The sequence below is a fragment of the Frankia sp. Mgl5 genome (genome assembly GCF_023242985.1).
GTDB lineage: Bacteria > Actinomycetota > Actinomycetes > Frankiales > Frankiaceae > Parafrankia > Parafrankia soli.
The window spans coordinates 61,115-84,055 of sequence record NZ_JALKFY010000004.1 but is presented as its reverse complement, the minus strand read 5'-3'; the positions used below and the strand labels follow the sequence as shown (position 1 = coordinate 84,055).

Annotated in this window: 16 protein-coding genes; 6 read left to right on the top strand and 10 right to left on the bottom strand. The window is 72.6% G+C overall.

From position 1 onward, the window contains the following. Positions 1-70 precede the first annotated feature (70 nt). On the top strand, positions 71-292 hold the full coding sequence (locus MXD62_RS03305; RefSeq protein WP_248827938.1) for an MbtH family protein: 222 nt from the start codon (positions 71-73) through the stop codon (positions 290-292). A 13-nt stretch (positions 293-305) separates the two neighbouring features. Here MXD62_RS03305 and MXD62_RS03300 read toward each other — a convergent pair whose 3' ends face one another. From MXD62_RS03300 to MXD62_RS03275, 6 genes are all read right to left on the bottom strand, one after another. Further along, complete coding sequence (locus MXD62_RS03300; RefSeq protein ID WP_368862305.1) at positions 306-2,138, bottom strand: ABC transporter ATP-binding protein; 1,833 nt, start codon at positions 2,136-2,138, stop codon at positions 306-308. A 102-nt stretch (positions 2,139-2,240) separates the two neighbouring features. Further along, positions 2,241-3,977 carry an ABC transporter ATP-binding protein gene (locus tag MXD62_RS03295; RefSeq protein WP_248827936.1) on the bottom strand — a complete coding sequence of 579 codons (1,737 nt, stop codon included), beginning with the start codon at positions 3,975-3,977 and terminating at the stop codon, positions 2,241-2,243. 311 nt (positions 3,978-4,288) lie between these two features. Then, a complete protein-coding gene (locus MXD62_RS03290; protein ID WP_248827935.1) occupies positions 4,289-5,731 on the bottom strand; it encodes a lysine N(6)-hydroxylase/L-ornithine N(5)-oxygenase family protein in 1,443 nt (480 codons plus the stop codon). 414 nt (positions 5,732-6,145) lie between these two features. Continuing rightward, positions 6,146-7,093 carry a methionyl-tRNA formyltransferase gene (locus MXD62_RS03285; protein WP_248827934.1) on the bottom strand — a complete coding sequence of 316 codons (948 nt, stop codon included), beginning with the start codon at positions 7,091-7,093 and terminating at the stop codon, positions 6,146-6,148. A 661-nt stretch (positions 7,094-7,754) separates the two neighbouring features. After that, on the bottom strand, positions 7,755-9,551 hold the full coding sequence (locus MXD62_RS03280) for a serine/threonine-protein kinase (RefSeq protein WP_248827933.1): 1,797 nt from the start codon (positions 9,549-9,551) through the stop codon (positions 7,755-7,757). A gap of 90 nt (positions 9,552-9,641) precedes the next feature. Then, on the bottom strand, positions 9,642-12,791 hold the full coding sequence (locus tag MXD62_RS03275) for a serine/threonine-protein kinase (protein WP_248827932.1): 3,150 nt from the start codon (positions 12,789-12,791) through the stop codon (positions 9,642-9,644). A 205-nt stretch (positions 12,792-12,996) separates the two neighbouring features. On the opposite strand from MXD62_RS03275, the gene MXD62_RS03270 reads away from it, so the two are divergent. The 4 genes from MXD62_RS03270 (at position 12,997) to MXD62_RS03255 (ending at position 16,822) form a co-directional block, all read left to right on the top strand. Continuing rightward, positions 12,997-13,443 (top strand): cytidine deaminase, encoded by a 447-nt coding sequence (locus tag MXD62_RS03270; protein ID WP_248827931.1) that lies wholly within the window; start codon positions 12,997-12,999, stop codon positions 13,441-13,443. Next, on the top strand, positions 13,440-14,774 hold the full coding sequence (locus MXD62_RS03265; RefSeq protein ID WP_248827930.1) for a thymidine phosphorylase: 1,335 nt from the start codon (positions 13,440-13,442) through the stop codon (positions 14,772-14,774). Before MXD62_RS03270 ends, MXD62_RS03265 begins: the two co-directional genes overlap by 4 nt. 324 nt (positions 14,775-15,098) lie before the next feature. Then, positions 15,099-16,199: an adenosine deaminase gene (locus tag MXD62_RS03260; RefSeq protein WP_248827929.1), complete on the top strand. Its 1,101-nt coding sequence runs from the start codon at positions 15,099-15,101 to the stop codon at positions 16,197-16,199. After that, on the top strand, positions 16,196-16,822 hold the full coding sequence (locus MXD62_RS03255) for a DNA-3-methyladenine glycosylase I (RefSeq protein ID WP_308301186.1): 627 nt from the start codon (positions 16,196-16,198) through the stop codon (positions 16,820-16,822). Before MXD62_RS03260 ends, MXD62_RS03255 begins: the two co-directional genes overlap by 4 nt. Positions 16,823-16,847: 25 nt before the next feature. Here the strand turns inward: MXD62_RS03255 and MXD62_RS39055 are convergent, their stop codons facing one another. Beyond that, on the bottom strand, positions 16,848-18,209 hold the full coding sequence (locus tag MXD62_RS39055; protein ID WP_285223937.1) for a PfkB family carbohydrate kinase: 1,362 nt from the start codon (positions 18,207-18,209) through the stop codon (positions 16,848-16,850). Between the two features lie 39 nt (positions 18,210-18,248). Next, the gene (locus MXD62_RS03240; protein ID WP_112105614.1) at positions 18,249-19,700 is read right to left on the bottom strand and encodes an NAD(P)H-quinone dehydrogenase; all 1,452 of its coding nucleotides are present in this window, start codon (positions 19,698-19,700) and stop codon (positions 18,249-18,251) included. A 213-nt stretch (positions 19,701-19,913) separates the two neighbouring features. On the opposite strand from MXD62_RS03240, the gene MXD62_RS03235 reads away from it, so the two are divergent. After that, on the top strand, positions 19,914-20,354 hold the full coding sequence (locus MXD62_RS03235; RefSeq protein ID WP_020463372.1) for a gamma-glutamylcyclotransferase: 441 nt from the start codon (positions 19,914-19,916) through the stop codon (positions 20,352-20,354). A 97-nt stretch (positions 20,355-20,451) separates the two neighbouring features. Here MXD62_RS03235 and MXD62_RS03230 read toward each other — a convergent pair whose 3' ends face one another. Beyond that, positions 20,452-21,696 carry an amidohydrolase gene (locus MXD62_RS03230; RefSeq protein WP_248827928.1) on the bottom strand — a complete coding sequence of 415 codons (1,245 nt, stop codon included), beginning with the start codon at positions 21,694-21,696 and terminating at the stop codon, positions 20,452-20,454. Positions 21,697-21,748: 52 nt separating this feature from the next. Next, positions 21,749-22,897: a glutamate--cysteine ligase gene (locus tag MXD62_RS03225; protein WP_248827927.1), complete on the bottom strand. Its 1,149-nt coding sequence runs from the start codon at positions 22,895-22,897 to the stop codon at positions 21,749-21,751. Between the last annotated feature and the right edge of the window lie 44 nt (positions 22,898-22,941).

Here is a 22,941-nt window from a genome sequence, read left to right as displayed (position 1 = left end):
GTCGTGCGCCCGGCGGCCACCGCGAAGGTCCCTTGAAGGTCCCTTGTAGGTCATAAGAAGGGTGACACCCATGACAAACCCGTTCGAGGATCCCGATGGCACCTACACCGTCCTGGTCAACGCCGAGGGGCAGTACAGCCTGTGGCCGGACTTCGTCGACGTCCCCGGAGGCTGGACCGTCGAGCACGGCCCCGACGCGCGCCAGAGCTGCCTGGACTACATCGAGACCCACTGGACGGACATGCGGCCCAAGAGCCTGATCGAGGCGATGGAGGGCGGAGCGAAGAACTGAGCCGGAACCCGGGTCAGGCCTGGAGAATCAGGCCTGACCCGGGGGCTCCCGGATCCCGGGAGTCCGACCATGCCTTCCACAGGGCGGCGTAGCGTCCGCCGAAGGCGACGAGTTCGTCGTGCGTGCCAGTTTCGACGATCTTCCCGTCGTCCAGGACGACGACCAGGCCGGCGCCGGCAGCCTGGGTGAGGCGATGCGCGACGACCAGGCCGGTCCGACCCTCCAGCGCCTTTTCCGCGGCGGCCTCCAGGACGCGGGCGCCCGCACTGCCGGCATCCGCGGTGGCCTCGTCCAGGATTGCCACGGGCGGGTCGACGAGAACCAGCCGGGCGAGGGCGAGCTGCTGGGCCTGGGCGACGGTCAGCCGGTGCCCGCCCTCCCCGACGACGGTGGCGAGCCCTTCGGGTAGCGCCTGCGTCCATTCGGCCGCGCCGACCCGGTCGAGGGCCGTGAGGAGCTCGGCGTCGGTGGCCTCGGGAAGGGCGAGGCGCAGGTCGTCGGCCAGCGGCCCGGCGAAGACGTGCACGTCCTGGGAGATGAGGACGACGGTCCGACGGACGGCGGCCGGGCCGAGTTCGTCCAGGCTCACTCCGCCGATCGTGATCGAACCGCTGGTGGGGCGGTGGATGCCCGCTACCAGCCTGGCCAGCGTCGTCTTGCCCGCGCCGCTGGCGCCGACCAGCGCGATCCGTTCGCCCGGCAGCATCTCCAGGTTGACGTTCCGAAGAACCTCGTGGCCGGGCAGGTAGGCGTGGCTGATTGCGGCGGCCTTCACCGAGGGGTTGTCGGGCATCGGGATCTGCTGCGGCTGTGGTGTCGCCGGGAGGTCGGCGACGCCGACCATCCTGTCCAGGCTCGCCGCCGCGGACTGCGCCTCGTCGACGAGTTCGAGGGCCACGTTGATCGGATTGAACAGGTTGTGGAAGTAGAGGGCCGCGGCGGTCGCGATACCGATGCTGACGGATCCGTCGCGGACGAGCAGGAAGCCGACGGTCAGCACGGCGGCCAGACCGATGAACTCGGCGAGGTTCAGCCGCGCGTAGAACCGGGTGATCAACCGGATTCCCCGCAGGGCCAGGTCGACGGAGGCCTGGGAGCGCTGGGAGACCTCACGGACGTGTTCGGCGTCCCGGCGGAACGCCCGCACCGTCGCCGAGCCCCCGATGGTGCTCAGGAGCTGCTGTTGCAGGGCGCCGGTGGCCACCCGGTGCTCGGCGTAGAGCGCAGCGCCGCGCCCCGCGTACCAGCGCACCGCCCACAGCTGGACCGGGGTGGCGAGCACGGCCGCGAGTAGGAAACGCCAGTCCAGGACGGCGAGCGCCACCAGGGTGAGCCCGACGGTCAGCGTCGCATGGGCCATCTGGGGCAGCGCTCCGCGCACCGCCTCGGTGATCCGTGTGACGTCGTTGGTCACCCGGGAAGTCAGGTCGCCGGCGCCGGCCTGTTCCACCTGCTCCAGCGGCAGCGCGAGAGCCCGCTCCACGAAACGTTCCCGCAGGGCCGCCAGGACTCCTTCACCGAGCCGGGCGACGAGCGCGATTCCGTACGCGGTCAGCACACCCTGGGCCACCGCCACCACGACAAGCAGCACCACCGGAGTAGTGATCGCCTCCGCCTGGCGGCCGTCCGCGACGACGTCCACGATGTGGCCGAGCAGCGGCGCGGTGAACAGACCGACCACGGTCGACAGCGCCAGGACGCCGAAGGAGACGACGGTCAGGGCACGGCGCTCGCGGAGAAGTTCGCCGACCACTCCCCGGGTTCGGGCCCGGGTCGCGACCGGCAGCAGCTTCCGGGCGCCGGGCTGTTCCCGGGCGGTGTCGGGCCGTGCGGGCGCATCGGACATGGCCATTGTCGGTTCTCCCGGGTGGATGTCTGGAAGCGGGGCCGGCGTGCGTACCCGCGCCGGACGACTGTCACGAAACAGAGGTGGCCGAGGGCCGGCGGCTCAGGCGAGCACCGTCGATCGGTAGTCCGTGCGATCCCGGACGAGGTCCTCATGGGTGCCTTCGACAGTCACCGCCCCGCGGTCGACGACCACGACCCGGTCCGTCACCGAGAGCAGTGCCGGGCTTGTGGTGACCATGATGGTTGTCCGCCCGCGGCGGATCTCACGGATCCCGGCCGCGATCCTTGCCTCGGTGACCGCGTCCACCGCGGTGGTGGGATCGTGCAGGGCGAGCACGGCCGCGTCGGCCGCGAGCGCGCGGGCGAGGGCGACCCGCTGGCGCTGTCCACCCGACAGCGAGCGGCCGTGTTCTGTGAGTATCTCGTCGACCCCGGCAGGGAGCGTGCTCGCGACCTCGTCCGCCGCCGCCGCGGCCAGCGCCGGTCCGAGCGCGGTCCTGGCGTCGGCGGGCATGCGGGCGGCGGGCACCGCCGCGTGGCCCTCGGACGGGGCGGCGACGATGTTCTCGAGCAGAGACCCCTCGAACAGGTCCGCGTCGTGCGTGGCCACCAGGATCGCGGCGCGGACATCGGCCGGGTCCAGCGTGGAGAGGGGTACCCCGTCGAGTTCGATCGATCCGGATTCCGGGTCGGCCTCCCTCCCCAGGCACTGCAGGATGGCGGTGGCCGCGGCCGGATCGGTCGCGATGATCCCGAGAAGTTCACCAGATCGGGCCGTAAAGGTCAGGTCCCGCAGCGGCCCGTGCCGGAGGTCGCGGACCTGGATCTCTCCTCGCACGGACGCGGGAAGGCGGCTGTTTCCGCCAGCCACCGAGGGGGGCGCCGCCAGAACGGAGGCGACGCGGGCGGCGGACGCTCGGCCCTGGGCGAACTCCGCGTTGACCCACATGAAGATCGAAAGTGGCCCGAGCAGGAACTGAGCGAGCCCGACCGCGGCGACCAGATCACCGACGCTGATGTCTCCCGCGGTCGCGAGGTGACCCGCCAGCAGCGCGACCAGCGCGATGAAGACCCCCGTCAGCGCGAGCACCCCGCCGTCGTGCCAGGCCTTCGCGTTGGCCGCGCGCAGGGTGGCCGCCAGCGCGTCCTGACTGGTGCGCCGGTAGCGGGCGATGGCCGCGGACTCGGCGCCGAGGCCCTTGAGGACGCGTAGGCCGGCGACGAGGTCGGCGGCGATCCCCGAGGCGTGCGCGGCCTGCTCCTGTTCGGCGTCGCTGCGCCGTTCCAACGGGCGGCCGAGCAGGTGGGTCGCCCACAGCAGGAACGGAGCGCCCAACAGGACGAGCAGACCGAGCGGGGTGGAGACCGTGAGCAGCGCGACCGCGCCGACCAGCAGGCCGGTGACCGCCGCGATCGACGCGGGTAGTGCGGCGTTCACGACCCCGACGCGTTGGGCGTCGCCGTTGGCGATGTTCACCAGCGCCCCGGACAGGCGTCCGGTCTCCGCGCCTCCCCGCGGGTCCAGCACCCGTCCGGTCAGGCGGATGCGCAGGGCATGGGCGGAGCTTTCGGCCGCGCGCTCCCCGAACCGGGCGCCGAAGCGGTAACTGAACGACAGGGCGGCGAAGACGACAGCGAGGACGGCGATCCAGCTGAGGAGATCGGCGCTGGATCCAGTCGAGACGGCCTGGTCGATGATCACCCCGATCAGGACCGGGACGAGGGCCTCACCGATCTGATGCGTGGCGACCAGCGTCGAACCCAGGGCTATCGGTCGCCACTGGTTCCTGATCGAGCTGGTGAGCACGTCACGTCCCGACGGCCTGCTCGTCTGCACTCTCAATCCTCCGGTCCGGGTTCTGGGCGCGCCCCGCGCACCTGGCGGGAGGCGGTCTGCATGGTCGGCGGAACCGACGGAGATTGCCGCGTTCAGCTACAAGGCGTTCAGCTACAAGGAAGATAAATGCGGGGCGATCGGAAGCACCTCGACTGCCTATGTGAAGAATACCCGCGAACCTGACGGAATCTTTTCTCGTCTGGTGTACGAGCCAGCCGGGGTGGCGGTGCCAAAGGCCTGTTCTCGGAGCGCGGCCAGGGCCGTCCGGAAACACTCACTGCGAGCACGACCCGTACCTCCGGACGAGGCCGTCAGCCGCGGTCGGTGCTGAAGGCGAGTGCGCGGCCCGCTCCGTCCGTCGCCGGGTCCACCGCGGGCTCGGTCCGCGGGCCGTGGCAGCGCCCGATCACCGAGTCCAGGATCTCCCCGGACCGCACGGCCACGTTGGACAGCAGCGACGACGAGATCCCATGGCTGTGCTCGGTCGCGCCCTGCAGGTAGATCCCGCACGTGACGTCCGGCCGGGTGACGATGCGGTAGTCGCGGGTCAGCCGCGGCCGCCCCAGGTCGTCGCACGAGACCGTGGTCGCCAGATCGCCGAGCATCGCCAGCGGATCGTGCGGCCGGTAGCCGGTGGCGAAGATGACGATGTCGCTGTCGAGCTCGGTGACCTCGCCGGTGGGCAGGAACTCCACGGCGATGCGGACACCGGCCGGCAGCGGCGTCAGCCCCGTCACTCGCGAGGCGTGGACGACGCGCAGCCGGTGTGTGCCGCAGACCTGTTCCTGATAGCTGCGGCGGTACAGCTCGCTGATGAGGTCGGCGTCGACCACCGAGTAATTGGTGTTGCTGTGGTAGGCCAGCAGGGCGTTTTTCACCTCGTCGCCGGCACGGAAGTATTCGTCGACCGCGGCCGGGTCGAAGATCCGGTTGGCGAAGGCGCTGTCGTCGGCCGGGCTGTAGCCATACCGGGCGAACACGGCGCAGACCTCGCTGTCCGGGAAGCGGGTGTGCAGGTGCTCGGTCACCTCCGCCGCGCTCTGCCCGGCACCCACCACGGTGAAGCGCCGGTGCGGCCGGCTCGGCAGCTGGTCGAGCCGGTTCAGCAGGTCGTGGTTGTGCCAGACCCGCTCCGAGGGGGTCACCCCGCCGGGCAGGTTGGGGTGCAGGCCCTGCCCCATCACCACATTGCGGGTGCGCTGGACGACCGTTGCGCCGTCGGCGAGTCGGGCCTCGACGTCGAGTTCGCGCACCTCGCCGGGGTGGTGTGGGTCGTGGACGGGACGGATCGACACCACTCGGGCCCCGTAGGTCACCACCTGGTCGACCTGTTCCGCGGCCCACTCCAGGTAGTCGTGGAACTCGCGGCGGGACGGAAATATGGTCTTGTGGTTGATGAAGTCCACCAGCCGGCCGCGGTCGGCGAGATAGGCCAGGAAACTGAACCCGCTGGTCGGGTTGCGCATCGTGGCCAGGTCCTTGAGGAACGAGATCTGCATTGTCGCATCGTTGAGCAGCATTCCCCGGTGCCAGCCGAAGGTGGTTTGCGTCTCGAAGAAGCGGGTGCTGATCGGTGGGTTCGCCGGGACGGTCCGGTGTTCCGCCGCGGCGATCGCCAACGCCAGGTTCGACGGGCCGAATCCCACACCGACCAGGTCGACGACGTCGGGTGCCGTCGGTCCGCCTCCGTCACCGGCACCCGCCCTCGTGGTCTGCCGGTGATCTCCGTCGAACTCGCTCCCTGTGACGTCCATGTCCCCTTCTCTTCCGGTCTGGTGACCGAGCTCGCCGTGGCAGTCGGCCACGCCCGCCGCCGCGGAAGTTCCGTCCTCACCACCCGAGTACGGGATCGGCGGTTATGGAACTCCGAGCCGGCGGGTATGCCGGAGTCGTGCAACAGACCCCCGGTGCTCAGCGGACTTCTGGGTCGGTGCGTGCGGGACAGGTGTGATCCCCGCCGGACGTCTGCGTAGATATTAAGTTAGGTTTACTTATACTGAATTGTCACGCTTCGTGTGTCAAGGGTCCGTGTGTCAAGGGAAAGTCACGCCTGATCGCGGCCGTGTGGGGCTGCAAGATCCACCGCGGGTGAACACGTGGGTAACCGCCCGGATCGGGGTTCCGGGAGCACCCGGCGCTCGCCGCTGTCGACCGCGGGAGCCGGGTGGCTACGGTTGGCGGGTGAGGTAACCGCCCATCGTGGTGAAGTACTCGGTTGCCGGCAGCTCGCGGCCGTCGTCGGTGCGGATCGTCTTGACCAGCAGCCCGTGGCTGCGCCCGCGCCGGGCCTCGGCGCCCGCGACGATGACGATCCCGTCGCCCTCCCGGATGAAGATCCGTCCCGGTGTGCCGCCGTAGACGCCCTTCGACACCTCCGCGGAGATGATCCGCAGCCGCTCGCCGTTACGGTACGTGTAGGCGTTGGGGTACGGGTCGCACTGGGCGCGGACGAGCCGGTCGAGCTCCTCGGCCGTCCAGGTCCAGTCGATGAGGCTGTCCACGGGCGACCGCTTGTGGAAGAAGCTCGCCTTCGAGCGGTCCTGCTTCGCCCACTCGGTGCGCCCGGACGCCATCAGCTCCAGGCCCTCCACAGCCATCGGGCCGAACAGGGCCAGGGTGCGGTGGAACAGGTCGGCCGTCGTGTCGCGCGGGCCGACCCGCACCCGCCGCTGCAGGACGACGTCACCGGCGTCGAGGACGTCGGTCATCATGTGCGCGGTCACGCCCACCTCAGGCTCGCCGTTGATGAGCGCCCAGATCAGCGGCGCGAACCCGGCGTAGGCCGGCAGCAGCGAGTCGTGGATGTTCAGCGTTCCCAGCCGGGGCAGGTTGAAAATCTGCGGCGGAATCCAGGTGCGCCAGTTCGTGGCGACGATGACGTCGGGGTCGGCCGCCTTGAGCAGCGACATCAGCTCCTCGTCATCGGGGCGGTTCCGGATGGCCACCGGCACGCCGGCCCCGGTGGCGAGATCGGCGACCGAGTCGTCCCAGATCTTCTCGTAATCGCCTTCGCCCTTTTCGTGCGTGACGACGAGAGTGACGTCGTTGTCGGAGTCGAGCAGCGCCTGCAGTGTTCGATGTCCCCAGGTCTGATATCCGAACATTACAACGCGCATGTCGATGCTTCTCCTCTGATCGGCGCTTCGTGCGGTGATTTCTCTGGAACACTGCTTCATGGTGGATGCGCCGATCGGCCGGTCGCGCTCTCGAAATCGGGCAGGTCGAGGGCGGGGATGTCGCGGGATTCGCCGGTGACGTCAGGTGTCGGCCGCCGGTTTCCCCGGATACGCCGCGCCGCCGGCTCGCGCGGAATCCGACCCGTCGGCGGGCTGGCGGGCGACCACCCCCGGAATGCCGGAGCCCGGCCCGGAAGCCGCCACCGGAGCCCGGCCCTCGCGCGGCGACGGTGCCGCCGGCCGGAAAGCGGCGCGGTGGCCGAGCCTTTCCGATCAGCGGACTCCTCGTGCTTCGGGGTTCACGTGGGCCGAGCGGAAGCCCGCTCGCGACATGACCGTCGGACGCTTAGGTGAGGCTTACCTATGTTGTGATGTCTCGCAGCGCGTGTCAAGCGAATCGGACATGCACGGACCCGAATCGCGTCGTCAGGGCGCATCCCGACGGCTCGACCCCGCACCCGGAGCGAACAACGCCCGAACCGAACCGCACCCGAACCGCACCACGGCGGCAGCGGTCACCGGCCGGCGGTCACCTGCCGGTTCGCGGACCGTCGACCTGACCTACCTGACTATCTGACCGGGCGGCTGGTGCCGGCCGTGATCAGGCGCCGCCGCCGGGGGGCGTGGGGACGACCTGGGTGGGCGTGGGCCCAGCGCCGGTCGGCGAGACCTCCGTCGGCGGTGTGGTCGCGGGTGCCGACGACGCCGGCGCGGTGGTCACCGGTGGTGTTGTCGGCCCCGCCGTGGGAGTCGTCTCGGGCGGATCGGTCTGCGCCGGCGGGGGCGGAGGCGTCGGAGTGGTCGTCCGCCGTGCCCGGGGCGTGTAGGCCGGCCGGTTCGGCGTCTGAACCGGCTCGGTGACGACCACGTCGGTGGTCGGCAGCGGGTCCGGTGTCCGCGGGGCGAACGACGGCGAGGGAGACGTGCCCTCCGCGCTGGTGCCGTCGGAGCCGCCCCCGTTGCCGGTGAACAGCAGGGTGAGCGCGACGGCGAGACCCGCCAGCATCGCCACCGCCGCGCCGGCGACGATCGCGATCGTCGGCGGCCGACCCTTGCGGGCCGATCCACGGGGGGTGTCGCCGCGGTGGTCGCCGCGCCCCGCGGCCGGTGCCCGGTGCGAGGTGCCCCCGCGGCCGGCGCGTTCGCCGTCCCGGTCCAGCGAGAGCAGGCCGGCGGCCATGTTGGCGTCGTCCTGGTCGAACATGTCGACGGCCGCGGCGAGCGCGCCGATCTGGGTGATGTCGTCGTGGGGTCCCGTGCTCGCCACGACCGGCCCGGTCACCGGCGTGTGCCCGACGGCCGTCAGATCGTCGCCCGGGGTCGACAGGTCCGCCCGCGGCGGCAGGGGCGTCATCTCCCGGCCCGGCATCAGCCGGTCGGTCACCCCGATGTCGCCGCTCGGCGCCGGCTGGCGGTCGGTCCGTGGCACCGACGAAGGCGGCGGCGGGGCCAGGTTCTCCAGGCCGTCGTCAGACGAGGGCTCGTCCGCGGCGGGCTCGGACTGGCGGCCGCGCGGATTCGTCACGACATCGGGGACGGGGGTGGCGTTGCGCGCGATGGGCGTCAGCCGGCGGCGGATCTCGTCGACGTCCGGGCGCAGCTCGGCGGGACGGTCGAGCAGGTCGGTGAGCAGCCCGCGCAGCGGCCCGGCGAGCCGGAACGGCCGCCGCCGGCCCTCCACCACGGCGCTCAGCACCGCGTAGGTCTCCGGGCCCTCGAAGGGCGGGCAGCCCTCGACCGCCGAGTAGAGCGTCGCGCCGAGCCCCCACAGGTCGCTCGCGGGCGTGCCCGAGGAGCCGCGCACCCGCTCCGGGGCGATGTAGGCCGGGGAGCCGACGAGCGCGCCCGTCCCGGTCAGGGTCACGTCGCCCTCGGTCGCGGCGATGCCGAAGTCGGTGAGGCGGACCCGGTTGTCCCGGCCGAGCAGGACGTTGCCCGGCTTCACGTCACGGTGCAGCACACCGGCCGAGTGGGCGGCGGCGAGGGCGTCGGCCAGCGCCAGCCCGATCGCGGCGACCTGGTCGAACGGCAGCGGGCCATGGTTCTTGATGGTGTCGCCGAGGCTGTCCGCGTCGACGAGCTCCATGATGATCCAGTGCCGCTCGTGCTCCTCGACGACGTCGAAGACCGAGACGATGGCCGGGCTGTGCAGCCGGGCCAGCGCACGCGCCTCGCGCAGCACCCGGGCCCGAATGGCATCCCGCTCCGCCTGCGCGCCCGCCATCGGCACGAGGATTTCCTTGATTGCGACTGGCCGCTGGAGCAGCTCGTCCTCGCCGCACCACACAACGCCGGCGCCACCGCGCCCGATAGGTGTGTCGAGGCGGTAGCGCTGCGCTACATAGCGGGGTGTGCCGTGCCGAGAGGTGTCGGGGGGCACGCTCGCCGATCTGGCCATCGAGTCAAGTCTGACAGACGAATTGACTGGACCGGACGCAACCCCGCCGGCCATCGGACCCGTCAGGCCGGCAACCGGCCCTGAGGCTCCTCATGAGGCCGGCCTGAAGGCCGCGAAGAGCTGTCGCATGAGCGGCTGATCCGCCTCCCACAGCTCCTCGGCCGTGTACCAGTACAGAGCGTATCCATGCCCGTTTCGCACCGCGCCACGGTTGAGCACATGCACCGTCCCCCCACCGGAGGCGTAGGTGAACTCCCAGTCGGCCTGCGTCGCGCCGTCCGCCCCGTCACCTGGTTCGATCCGTACCCGCCGGTAGTCCCGCACTCGATCCCGGAAGCTGATTTCGTTCGTGCGCCAGTCCTCAATGGCGGAGGTGTTCGCACTCGCGATGCTCCCGATGCGCAAGAACGTACCAGTAGCCGGATCCACGAAGTCCATATTCCCCTCGCCCCCGGGGCCGGGCCGCCGCTGCCAGCGCGACGGGTAGGCGATCGACCAGCCCGTCGGATCGATGTAGGAGACCCAGCCCGGAGGCGCCGTGACCGGCTTCGAATTCGACGCGACCAGGTCTCCAGCCTGGACTGCTGCGGCTTCCTGGTCAGCCTGGACGGTCGGGCGCGGCCCGGCTCCGGCCGGCTCCGCACCGTCGTCACCCCCGCCGAACACCAGGACGGCGGCGACGACCGCAAGCGCGATCACGACGACGGACGCGATGAGGATCACAGTCAGGCGACGTCCGCGGCTGGGCGTAACGGCGCTCGCCCCGTCCGGACGTCCCAGCACCCCACCCGGGTGCCGCCGCTCCTCCGGCTGCCGTTCGGAGGGCGGGCGGAACAGGTTCTGCCCACTCGTCGGCGGCTCCTGCTCCGGCTCCCGCCGCGGATGGGCGGCGGCGCGGGGTGCGCTCGGCGGACCCGCGGAGATCCCCGGACCGGAATCGCCGGAGGCCGTGGACCTGCCCGGCCGGGAGAACAACGCCGCGGCCGCCGAGTACCGGCGCCCCACAGCGGACGTCGGTTCCGTGGCGGTGCCCGGCGTTCCCGTGGCGTCGGGCGTACTCCTCGTCCCGGCTGTCCCGGTGGCCTTGGCTGTCCCGGTGGCCGTGGCGGCGGCCGGTTCGGTGCCCGCGGAACCGGCCGGGCCCGGCACCGTTCCCGTCGCGGCCGATGCCGCACCGGCGCCGGGTATCGGCAGGCCGCCGGTCATGGGATCCAACGAGTCCTGGGATGTCCGCGCCCGCGCCGGGATGCCGCCGAGTGCCCGCATGCGGTCGACCGGTCGCAGCCGCTCAGTACCCCGGGGACGCTCAACCGCCGCGCCCCGCCGCCGCTCCATCGCCCGGAGCCGCTCCAGCCGACCGGTCAACCGCGGGTGCGCACCAGCCGTTCCCGACTGTCCCGCCGTTCCCGCCGTTCCGGCTGGTCCCGCCGCTCCCGACGGTTCTGCCGCTCCAGCCTGCTGTGCTGGCTCCGCTGGTTGAGCCGTCGCGGTTGGCCCGGCCGGTGCCTGGCTGGCCGGCCGTGCGTCGCTCGCCGCCGGGTCGCCTGCCCCGACCCGGCTCGCCGTGGGTCCGACGGCCGCCGAGTCCGGTACCGGGGAGCCGGCCTCCTCCGCGGCGATGGCCGCCGCGCTGTCTGTACCGATGCCGACGCGGGTGTCATTGTCCGCGTCGGCCCCGGTGTCGCCCGTGCTCGCCGGCGACGTCCGGGTCAGCACGGTTCCGTCCGGCGATGCCTCGGCCAGCACGGTGTCGTCCGCCCGCACCCCGCCGGGCACGGTGTCATTCGGCGGCCCCTCGCCGGGCAGGGCGCCGGGCAGGGTGTCGTCTGATGGTGTCTCGCCGGGCAGGGTGTCGTCCGACAGCGGGTCGCCGGACACGGTGTCGTCCGGCGGTGCCTCGCTGGGCGCCGCGTTCATCAGCACGGTGCCGGCCAGCCCCGGGGCGGCTGGCGGTGGGCCGGCGGGTGCGCCGCCAGCAGGTGCCGTCGTCGGGCCCGTGAGCAGCGCGGTCAGGTCCGCGCCGCCGTCCTCCGGGGACGAGCGGTCGTCGGACGTTTCGTCGTCCTCCGCCATGGCGTTGTGCGTCTCGCCGGCGCGCGCGCCGGCGGTCGCCGGTCCGCCGAGGACGGACTCGCCGAGGACGGTGGTCTCGTCGGGCCCGGCATACTGGCTGACCACGGTGTCCTGGTCGGCCGGGGATGCACCGCCCGTGGATGCTCCGCCCGCGGTGAACGTGTCACCGCCGTCCGCCGCGAACCCGCCCGGGATCGGGGCCGTCGGAGGCCCGGGGGCGCCTGGTGCGGGGGTCGCGGGTGTGCCCGACGTCGGAGTGATCGCCGTTACCGCGGGCCGGGATGGCCGGCTGCGGGCCCGGGAGGGCCGGGTGTCCCCGCCGCGTTCGAGGATGTCGCGCAGCCGCGAGCGCACCGTCGCCAGACTCGGCCGGCGTGCCTGGTGGGTGGCCATGAGATCGTCGATCACGGGCGCGAGCCGCCCGGCGGCGCGGAACGGCCGGCGGCGGCCCTGCACCACCGCGGCGAGAATGGAGATCGGGTCGTTCCCGGGGAACGGGGAGACCCCCTCGACGCTGGTGAACAGCGTCGCGCCCAGCCCCCACCGGTCGCTGGCGGCCGTACCGGCGTCGCCGCGGGCCCGCTCGGGGGCCAGGTAGGCCGGCGAGCCGAGGACCATCCCGGTGCTGGTCAGCCGGGGGTCGCCATGGCTGACGGCGATCCCGAAGTCGGTGAGCCGCGCGCGTTCGTCCGCCGTCACCAGGACGTTGCTCGGCTTCACGTCCCGGTGCACGATGCCCAGCCGGTGGGCGGCCTCCAGCGCGTAGGCGAGGCTGATGCCGATGCGGCAGACCTCGCCGACCCCGAGCCGGCCGCGCTCCTCGATGATCGCCGACAGGGACTTCCCGTCGACGAATTCCATGACGATCCAGGGCAGGTCGCCCTCGGCGATGACGTCCAGGACCGCGACCGCGCCGGGATGATGCAGTCGGCCGGCGGCGCGCGCCTCCCGCAGCACCCGCTCCCGCGCGAGCTCCCGCTCCCGCTCGCTGCCGTCGGTGGGGAGCCGGACCTCCTTGACGGCGACCTGCCGGCCGAGCAGCTCGTCGGTGGCCCGGTGCACGACACCGAAGCCGCCCTGGCCGATCACCCCGTCCAGCCGGTACCGACGCCCGACGAGAGTGCGTGGACCGGCTGGACCGGGTTCGCCCCGGCGCTCGCCTGACATCGGTTGTCCTCTCCGCTGCGCGTTGACGATTTCATGGGATCACATCCGGTCCGCTCACCGGCAGTGGGGCATGCTGGTCGGGGCCGGCGCCGACGGGCCGTGCGGGCCGGTCCGCCGGGCCCGGCGTGACGCGGTGCATCTGGTCGGCGACCTGGCGCATCCGGGTGGACAGCCTGGAAGGAAGGCGAACCGTCGGGGAGGGAACGTGGATGACAGCGGCTGGGAGCACCTGCGGGGCGAGGCGGTGCGGGTGGCGCGGCACGCCTACGCGCCCTACTCCGGCCTGCGGGTCGGCGCTGCGGCGATGGTCGACGACGGTCGGGTCGTCGTCGGTTGCAACGTAGAGAACGCCTCCTACGGGCTCACATTGTGCGCTGAATGTGGTCTTGTCTCGGCGCTGCGGGCCAGCGGTGGTGGCCGGCTGGTCGCCTTCGCCTGTGTGGACGGCACGGGCGCGCCGCTCGCGCCGTGCGGTCGCTGCCGCCAGCTTCTCCACGAGCACGGAGGTCCCGAGCTCGAACTGGCGACCGCGGACGGAATCCGTACCCTGGGCGAGCTCCTCCCCGGCGCCTTCGGCCCGGCGGACCTGCCGCCCGCGGCGGAGCGGGCACCTGCGGCGGAGCGGGCACCTGCGGCGGAGCGCGGAGCATGAGCGCTGATGCCCCCGGCGGCGGTCACGGCGGTCCTGCGGCGTCCCACGACGTCGTCGACCTCATCCGGGCCAAGCGCGACGGGGCGGCGCTGCCGGCGGACGCGGTCGCCTGGCTCATCGACGCCTACACCCACGGCCGGGTCGCCGACGAGCAGATGTCCGCCTACCTGATGGCCGTGGTCTGGCGCGGCATGGCCCCCGACGAGCTGGATCACTGGACGTCGGCGATGATCGCCAGCGGCGAACGGCTGGACCTGTCCGGCCTGACCCGCCCGACGGTCGACAAGCATTCCACCGGCGGGGTCGGGGACAAGGTCTCGCTGGTCCTCGCCCCGCTGGTGGCCGCGTGCGGAGCGGCCGTCCCGCAGCTGTCCGGACGTGGGCTCGGGCACACCGGCGGGACGCTCGACAAAATGGAGGCGATCCCCGGCTGGCGCGCCGATCTCGACCCGGGCACCATGCGCGCCGTGCTGGCGGACGTCGGCGCCGTCATCTGCGCCGCCGGCCCCGGCCTGGCTCCCGCGGACCGCAGGCTGTACGCCCTGCGCGACGTCACCGGCACGGTCGAGTCCATCCCGCTGATCGCCTCCTCGATCATGAGCAAGAAGATCGCTGAGGGGACGTCCGCGCTGGTCCTGGACGTCAAGGTCGGCACCGGCGCCTTCATGACCTCACTCGCCGACGCCCGCGAGCTCGCGCGGACGATGGTCGGCCTGGGCACCCGCGCCGGGGTGCGCACCGAGGCCCTGCTCACCGCGATGGACACCCCGCTGGGCCGCACCGCGGGCAACGGCCCCGAGGTGACCGAGGCGGTCGAGACCCTGCGCGGGGCGGGCCCGCCGGACCTCGTCGAGGTCACCGTCGCCCTCGCCCGCGTGATGCTGGACATCGTCGGCCTCAGCGGTGGTTCCGGTGCCGGGCCGGATCCGGCGGAGGTCCTGGCCTCGGGGGCGGCATACGACGTGTGGCGCGCGATGGTCGCCGCCCAGGGCGGCGACCCGGACGCCCCACTGCCGACCGCCGCGTTCACCCGCACCGTCCCCGCTCCGGCGGACGGCTACCTGAGCCGCCTTGATGCCCGTGCCCTGGGTGTCGCCGCCTGGCGCCTGGGCGCGGGGCGCGCGCGGAAGGAAGATCCCGTCTCGCCGGCGGCGGGACTGCGGTGGCATGCGACGGTGGGGGAACAGGTCCAGGCCGGCGCCCCCCTGATCGAGCTCTACTCCGACGACGAGGCGACCTTCTCCCGGGCACTCGCCGCACTCGCGGACGCCGTCTCGGTCACCGACGAACCGCCCGCTCCCACCCCACTGGTCCTCGACCACATCCGCTGACCCGCGCCCCGCCCCGCCCCCACCGGCTCGAGTCGCCCGAAGTGTGGCGGGTGAGTGAGTCTATAGACCCACTCGCCCGCCACATACCGTTTTGGTGTGTGTGGATTGTTTTTATTTGGGTTATTTGTGAATCTGATGGGCGGCTGGTGAACCGCGGGGTGTTGGGATGCGCGGGCTGTGGGGTGCTGGGTCGCGGGGTGCGGGGTGCGGTGCATGGGGGTACGGGGGGCAGGTGGTGCGGGTGCGGTGGATTGGGGTGCGGTGTCTGCTCGTCGTCATGTGGCGGACGGCGAACTGTCGGTGGGGTGGCCTACCGTCAGGGAGGTGAGCGCGGACATCCCTGCTGGCCAGGCCAGCGAGAAGATCACTGAGGCTGCGATCCGCCGGGTTCCCAAGGTCCTGCTGCACGATCATCTTGATGGTGGCCTGCGGCCCGCGACCATCGTCGAGCTGGCTGACGCCACCGGGTACACCGGGTTGCCGACGACCGATGTCGACAAGCTCGGTACCTGGTTCCGTGGAGGTGCGCACACCGGGTCGCTCGTGCGGTACCTGGAGACGTTCAGCCACACGGTGGGCGTCATGCAGACGCCCGAGGCCGTGGCCCGGGTGGCCCGCGAGTGCGCCGAGGATCTGGCCGCCGACGGGGTCGTCTACGCGGAGGTCCGGTTCGCCCCGGAGCTCCACGTCGAGCAGGGCATGTCGCTCGACGGGGTGGTCGAGGCCGCGTTGGACGGCTTCCGCGCCGGCTCGGCGGGAACCGGCCTGCACGTGCGCGCGCTGGTGACCGCCATGCGCCACCAGGCCCGCTCGCTGGAGATCGCGGAGCTGGCCGTCCGGTGGCGGGAGGCCGGGGTGGTCGGGTTCGACATCGCGGGGGCGGAGGCGGGCAACCCGCCGACCCGCCACCTGGACGCGTTCCAGTACATCCAGCGCGCGAACGGGCACTTCACGATCCACGCCGGTGAGGCGTTCGGGCTGCCGTCGATCTGGGAGGCGCTGCAGTGGTGCAACGCCGACCGGCTCGGGCACGGCGTGCGCATCGTCGACGACATCACCGTCGACCCGGACGGAAACGCCATCCTCGGCGATCTGGCGGACTACGTGCGCGACGTCCGCGTCCCGCTGGAGATGTGCCCGTCGTCGAACGTGCACACCGGGGCGGCGCCGAGCATCGAGCGCCATCCGATCGGCCTGCTGCGCCGGCTGCACTTCCGGGTCACGGTGAACACCGACAACCGGCTGATGAGCGGGGTGACGCTGTCCAGCGAGTTCGCCACCCTGGTCGAGACGTTCGGCTACGGCTGGTCCGACATCCGCTGGCTGACCGTGAACGCGATGAAGTCCGCCTTCCTCCCATTCGACCAGCGTCTCGCGCTGATCAACGAGGTCATCAAGCCCGGCTTCGAGGGGCTCGTCCCGTGACTGGGTCGTCCGACCTGGCAGTCGGGGAGGACGGGCGGTCGCGGTGTCCCTGGGGGCTGTCGACGCCGCTGTACGTCGAGTACCACGACACCGAGTGGGGCCGGCCCGTTCGGGACACCGTCGGCCTGTTCGAGCGGATGACGCTGGAGGCGTTCCAGTCCGGGCTGTCGTGGCTGACGATCCTGCGCAAGCGTCCGGCGTTCCGGGCGGCGTTCGCGGGGTTCGACCCGGCCGCCGTCGCCGCGTTCGGCGCGGGCACGGTCGAGGCACTTCTCCTGGACGCCGGCATCGTCCGCAACCAGCGCAAGATCGAGGCGACGATCGCGAACGCCCGCGCGGTGCTCGCCCTGACCGAGCCGCTGGAGGAGCTGGTCTGGTCGTTCGCGCCGCCGCCCCGTCCGGCCCCGGCCCGGCTCGCCGACGTCCCGGCGGTGACCGCCGAGTCCAGGGCGCTGGCGAAGGCGCTGCGGGGGCACGGCTTCGTCTTCGTCGGCCCGACCACCGCGTATGCGCTCATGCAGGCGTGCGGGCTGGTGAACGACCACCTCGCCGGCTGCGCGGCGCGGGACGCGGCCGTCGAGCCCGCCGCCCAGACCGCCGGGCTGACCGCGCCCGCGGGCTGACCGCATCCCCGGCGGCCCGCCGGGGTCAGGTCATCCAGCTGCGGGGGCCGAAGGTCTGGACGGAGCGGGCGGCGACCCGTGAGGCCTCGCCGAGGGCTCCGACCAGCTCGTCGGTCGCGAGCGCGCCGTGGGCCATCATCCAGGCGAAGGCGCCGTGGAAGACGTCGCCGGCGCCCAGGGTGTCGCGGGCGGCCACCACCGGGGGCAGCACGTGGCCGCGCCGTTCCGCCGTGGCCCAGCGGATGGGCCCGGGGCCGTCCGTGACGGCGACGAAGAACGGCCCGTAGCGCAGCAGCAGGCCGAGGATGTCCGCGCCGGGGTCGAAGCCCGGGGGGCGGAACGCGGCCGAGCAGATCACGACGTCGACGAACGGCAGGATCTGCTCGGTGCCGGGCTTCCAGCTTCCGCCGTCGAGGAGGACCGGCGGGCCTGAGCCGCGCAGCGTGCGGAGAAGGCCGATGGCGGCGTCGACCTGGTGGCCGTCGAGCACGACCACGTCGGCGTCGGCGACCGCGGCCGCGGCCGAGGTGTTCGCGGTGCACCGGGGGACCATGCCGTGCGTCGAGGTCACCGCACGCTCGCCGGTCTGCGAGGTCACCATGACCGCTGACATCGGGAGGGCGTAGGACATCGCCGACTGGCCGGCCAGGTGGCCGGCGGCCGCCGTGTTCGGCCCGGTCTGGACGGCACCGGCCAGGCCGGCCATTCCGCCGAGGACGCCGGCTCCACCGAGCCCGGCCCCGCCGGTCACCCCGTGGCCGCCGATCCCGCCGTGGCCGCCGTGCCCGCCGATCGCACCGTGACTGCCAGGCCCACCGTGGCCACCGCCGGGTCCGCTGCCGTGCCCACCGTGCCCGCCGCCATGGGCGCCGCCGACCGGGCCGTGCACGTGGCCGGCCGGCTTGACCGCCCCGGCGGGGCTGTGGGTTGCGCCGCCGGGCAGGCCGGGCCCGCTCCGGCCGCGTACGTGCGGGTATCCGGTGAGCGGTCCCGCCGGGCCGTAGCCGGAGCGGGTGCCGCCGGAGCGCAGCCCGGTGGGCTTGCCGGGCGGGCCGTGCTGGCCGGCGGGACCGGCCACTGCCTGCGCGGCGAGGGCTCCGTAGGGGCCGGCGGCACCGTCGCCGGACTGCTCCGGCACCAGCTCGATGTGCCGGACCCCGTAGCGCGCGAGATCCGCGTGCACGAGCGCCGCGGCCGGGGACGTGCCGATGGCGCTCACGAGGCAGGCCCGCCCGCCGAGGTAGGCGAACGTCACCGCGGCGTTCGTCGCGGGCCCACCCGCATTCATGGCGAAATCCCGCGCCACACACTTCTCGTCGGCACCTGGAAGCCGATCCACGAGGTAGACCGAATCAAGCGTCGTCAGGCCGACGAAGACGCCTTTCATGGGCCCATTATCCGGCCTGGGCCGGAGTGACAGGCCTGTTCAGGCGGGGGTGTCGAAGCCGGCGAACAGGTCGCGCGGCCGCAGGACACGGGCCGCCTCGGTGATGGAACCGGACAAGGAGGGATAGATCGAGAAGGTGTGCGCGATCTGGTCGACGGTCAGACCGTTCTCGACCGCGAGCGAAATTGAGAGGATCAGTTCACTTGCACGCGGAGCAACGATGACGCCACCCAGGACGCTGCCACTTCCGGGCCGGCAGAACAACTTAACGAAACCGTCCGCTATCCCCATCATCTTCGCGCGTGGATTGCGCATCAGTGGCACTGTGGTGACCTCGGCGGCGATCGCGCCGGAGTCCTTCATCCGCTGGGTCACCCCGACGGTGGCGATCTCGGGCTCGGTGAAGATGTTCGACGACACGGTGCCCAGGCGCAGCGGGGTCACCGCCTCGCCGAGGGCGTGCCACATCGCGATCCGGCCCTGCATCGCGGCGACGGACGCCAGCGGGAGCACGCCGGTACAGTCGCCGGCCGCGTACACGCCGGGAACCGACGTCCGGGACATGCGGTCGACGACGACGTGGCCGCCGGAGCCGAGCCGGACGCCGACCTCGGTGAGACCGAGGCCCTTCGTCCGCGGCACCGAACCCACCGCCATCAGCGCGTGGCTGCCTGTCACCGTCCGGCCGTCGGTGAGCTCGACGAGGACGCCGTCACCGATCCGGCGCGCCGCGGCGGCCCGGGAGCGGTTGAGCACCTCGATGCCGCGGCGGACGAAGACGTCCTCGATCACCCGGGCCGCGTCCGGGTCCTCGCCGGGCAGCACCCGCTCGCGTGAGGAGACAAGTGTCACCTCGGCGCCGAGCGCCCGGTAGGCGCTGGCGAACTCGGCGCCGGTGACGCCGGAACCGACCACGACCAGGTGCTCGGGGATCTCCTTGAGGTCGTACAGGTGGCGCCAGGTGAGGATGCGCTCGCCGTCCGGCTCGCAGCCGGAGATCTCCCGCGGCGACGCCCCGGTGGCGACCAGGACGATGTCGCCGACGAACGTCTCGCCGTCGGACGTCTCGACCGCGTGCGGGCCGACCAGGCGTCCGGTGCCGTGCACCACCTCGACCCGCTCCCGCTCCAGGCGGCGCTCGATGTCGGCGGACTGGGCCCGGGCCAGCGCCCGCACCCGTTCGTTGACCTGCTCGGGGTCGACCGTGACCACGTCCGGTGGCGTGAGGTGGGGCAGGCCGGTCAGCTCCCAGCTGCCGACCTCGGCCGAGGGGTCGCCATGTGGGCGCACCCCCAGCGCCGGCGCCATCGCGAAGTTCGTCATCGTCTCCGACGTCGCGATGAGGGTCTTCGACGGCACGCAGTCGGTCAGGACGCACGCCCCGCCGATGCCGTCTGAGTCGATCACGGTCACGGTCGCGCCGAGGGACGCGGCGACCAGGGCCGCCTCGTAGCCGCCGGGTCCGCCGCCAAGGATGACGATGCGCGTCACGTGGGATCCTCCAGAGCTCGTCGTACCTCCCTAGTTTGCCCCTCTTCCGACGTCCCTCTCGTCCCGGTGCGGCGGCCTCCGTAGTATCTTCCACCGACGTCGGACGCCCCCCGTGACGTCGGTCCATCCCCGTGACGCCGGTGGCCGCACCCGGCGTGGAAGCCACCCCCGCGCTCTCGCACCGGGCGGGGGAGATCGGAAGAGACCCCGACGATGACGAAGTACGCCGCCTACGCGAGCAACCTCGATCCGGCGCACATGAAGCAGCGCACGCCGCACTCCCCGGTGATCGGCACCGGGTGGATCAGAGGCTGGCGCCTGACCTTCGGCGGTGAGAACGTCGGCTGGGACGGAGCGCTGGCGACCATCGTCGAGGCGCCCGGCGCCCACGTGTACGTCCTGCTGTACGACCTCGACCGCTACGACCTGGAGCGGCTCGACATCTGGGAGGGCGCCGACACCGGCCTCTACACCCGCATCCGGGTGCGGGTGTCGACCCTGGACGGCGAGAGCCTGGCCTGGACGTACGTGCTGAACACCTACGAGGGCGGGCTGCCGTCGCGCAACTACCTCGACATGATCGCGGACGCGGCCGAGAAGGCCGGCGCCCCCTCCGAGTACGTCACCGAGCTCCGTGGACGTCCGATCGCCTGATCCCGGGCTGACCGGCCCGGCCCCGGGCCGAGACCCGGGCCGGGCCGGTCAGCCAGGTCACCCGGGCCTGGCCCGGGTGGCTGGCCGGGTGGGCCGGTCAGCTGACGAGGTCGTCCGGGCCCACCGGGTCGGCCGAGCGGTCGAGCAGCTCACAGGCGGCGGCGGAGAGGAACCTCACACCGACGCCGACCGCGCGCTCGTCGACGTCGAAACTGCCCTGGTGCAGGTCGTAGGTGGGGCCGCCCGGTGTCCGGGTGCCCAGCCGGGCCAGGCCGCCGGGCACGTGGGTGAGATACCAGCCGAAATCCTCGCCGCCCAGCGACTGGGCGACCGAGGTGGCCGCCCCGTGCCCGAACACCGCGTCGACCACCGCGCCGAACGCGTCGACGACGTCCGCGTGGTTGACCACCGGCGGGACGCCGCGCACGTAGTCGACGGCGATCTGCGCCCCGTACGGGGCGACGAGCTGTTCGGCGAGGCGTTCGACCAGCTCCGGCGCCGCCTCCCAGGTCTCCCGGGACAGCGTGCGGATCGTCCCGCGCAGCTTGCCGGTGCGCGGGATGGCGTTCGTGACGGTGCCCGACTGGATCTGGCCCCAGACCAGCGAGAGCGCGGAGCGCGGGTCGACCCGCCGGGACAGCGCGGCCGGCAGGTCCACCGCCAGCCGGGCGAGGGCGTACACCAGGTCGACGGTGTTCTGCGGCCGTGAGGTGTGCCCGCCCGGCCCGGCCAGGGTGATCTCCACCGCGTCGGCGGCCGAGGTGATCGGGCCGGAGCGCAGCCCGATGGTGCCCACGTCGAGGGCGGGGTCGCAGTGCACGGTGATCGCCGAGGTCACCGGCTTGAGCACGCCGGCGTCGATCACGTCGAGCGATCCGCCGGGCATGGTCTCCTCCGCCGGCTGGAAGAGCAGCCGCACGGTACCCGGCAACGGGTGTGCCCGGGCGTGCTCGGCGAGCGCCAGACCGGCGCCGAGGGCCACGGTGGTGTGCACGTCGTGCCCGCAGGCGTGGGCGACGCCCGGCACCGTCGACCGGTACGGGACGTCCTTGACGTCGGCGAGTGGCAGCGCGTCCATGTCGGCGCGCAGCATCACCACCGGGCCGCCCGAGTCGACCCCCGCGCCGATGTCGCACCACAGGCCGGGCACGTCGGGGAGCCGCTGCGGGCTCAGGCCGGCGGCCAGCAGCCGTTCCTCCAGGACGCGCGCCGTGCGGTGCTCCTGTCGGCCCAGCTCGGGATGGGCGTGCAGGTCACGCCGCAGCGCGATCAGCTCGTCCTCGTGCTCCGCGAGCCAGGCCGCCGTGATCGGCACGCCCGCCGCGGCGGTCCTGTGTGTCATGTCCGCTGTCATCTACCGGGCCGGGCCCTCCGCTGTCGCTCCGGCAGGCCGGCTACCCGTGGGTGACCGGTCGCCCCGCGTTCATCTCCGCAAGCAGCGTATCGACCACAGAGGTGAGGTCTCCGCCGGCCCGCCGCGCGGCAAGTTCCTGTCGGGTGTAGCTCGCCCCGGAGGAGAGGATCCGGTCGACGTTGGTGAGCTCGGTTTCACAGCCGAGTCGGCGGGCGACGGGGAGGAGATCCTCGACGAGGTCGGCGATGTCGGTGCGGACCGGGCGCACGGTGCCGCGGTCGTCCACCATGATCTCCGCGTCGAGCCCGTAGCGGGCGGCCCGCCACTTGTTCTCCTGCACCACCCAGCGTTGCGGGGCCGGAAGCCGGTACCCGCGGTCGAGCTGGGTGTTCATCCGGTCGACGATGCACTGCGCGAGCGCGGCGACCGCGCCGACCTCGAGCAGCGTCGGCAGGCCGTCGCAGATGCGCAGCTCGACGGTGCCGAAGTTGGGGTGGGGGCGGATGTCCCACCACACCTCACGGATCGTCTCGATGGTGCCGGCCGTCACCAGGGTCTCCATGAACCCCTCGAACGCCGCCCAGTCGTGCAGCGGGTAGGGCAGGCCGGCGGTCGGCAGGCTCTCGAACACCCGTGAGCGCGACGACGCGAGCCCCGTGTGCGAGCCGAGCCAGTAGGGCGAGGACGCCGAGAGCGCCAGGAAGTGCGGGATGTAGGACATCAGCGCGTTCACGATGGGCATCGCCTTCTCCGGCGAGCGCACGCCCACGTGGACGTGCACCCCGAAGATGAGCAGTCGCCGGGCCAGCCACTGCATCCGGCCGACCAGGCGGTCGTAGCGGTCGTCCGCGGTGATCTTCTGGGTGGAGTACTCGCTGATCGGGTGGGTGCCGGAGCACATCAGGCCGATGCCGCGCCGCTCGGCCAGATCCCGCAGCACCTCGACCGTGCCGAGCAGGTCGGCGGTGGCCTCGGGCACGGTCTGGCACACCCCGGTGATCACTTCGATGGTCGACTCGAAGAGCTCGTGCTTGGCCTTGGCGGCGCCCTCCTCGCCGACCTTGGCCCGCAGGTCCTCGAGGATCTCGGTCGCGGCACCACGCAGGTGCCGGCTCTGCAGGTCGACGAGTTCCAGCTCCCACTCGATCCCAAGGCTCGAACTCGGCGACGACGAGAAGGGAATGTGCACCGCGGCTCCTCCGGGTGAGCGGGCCCCGCCAGCGGGCGGGCCCG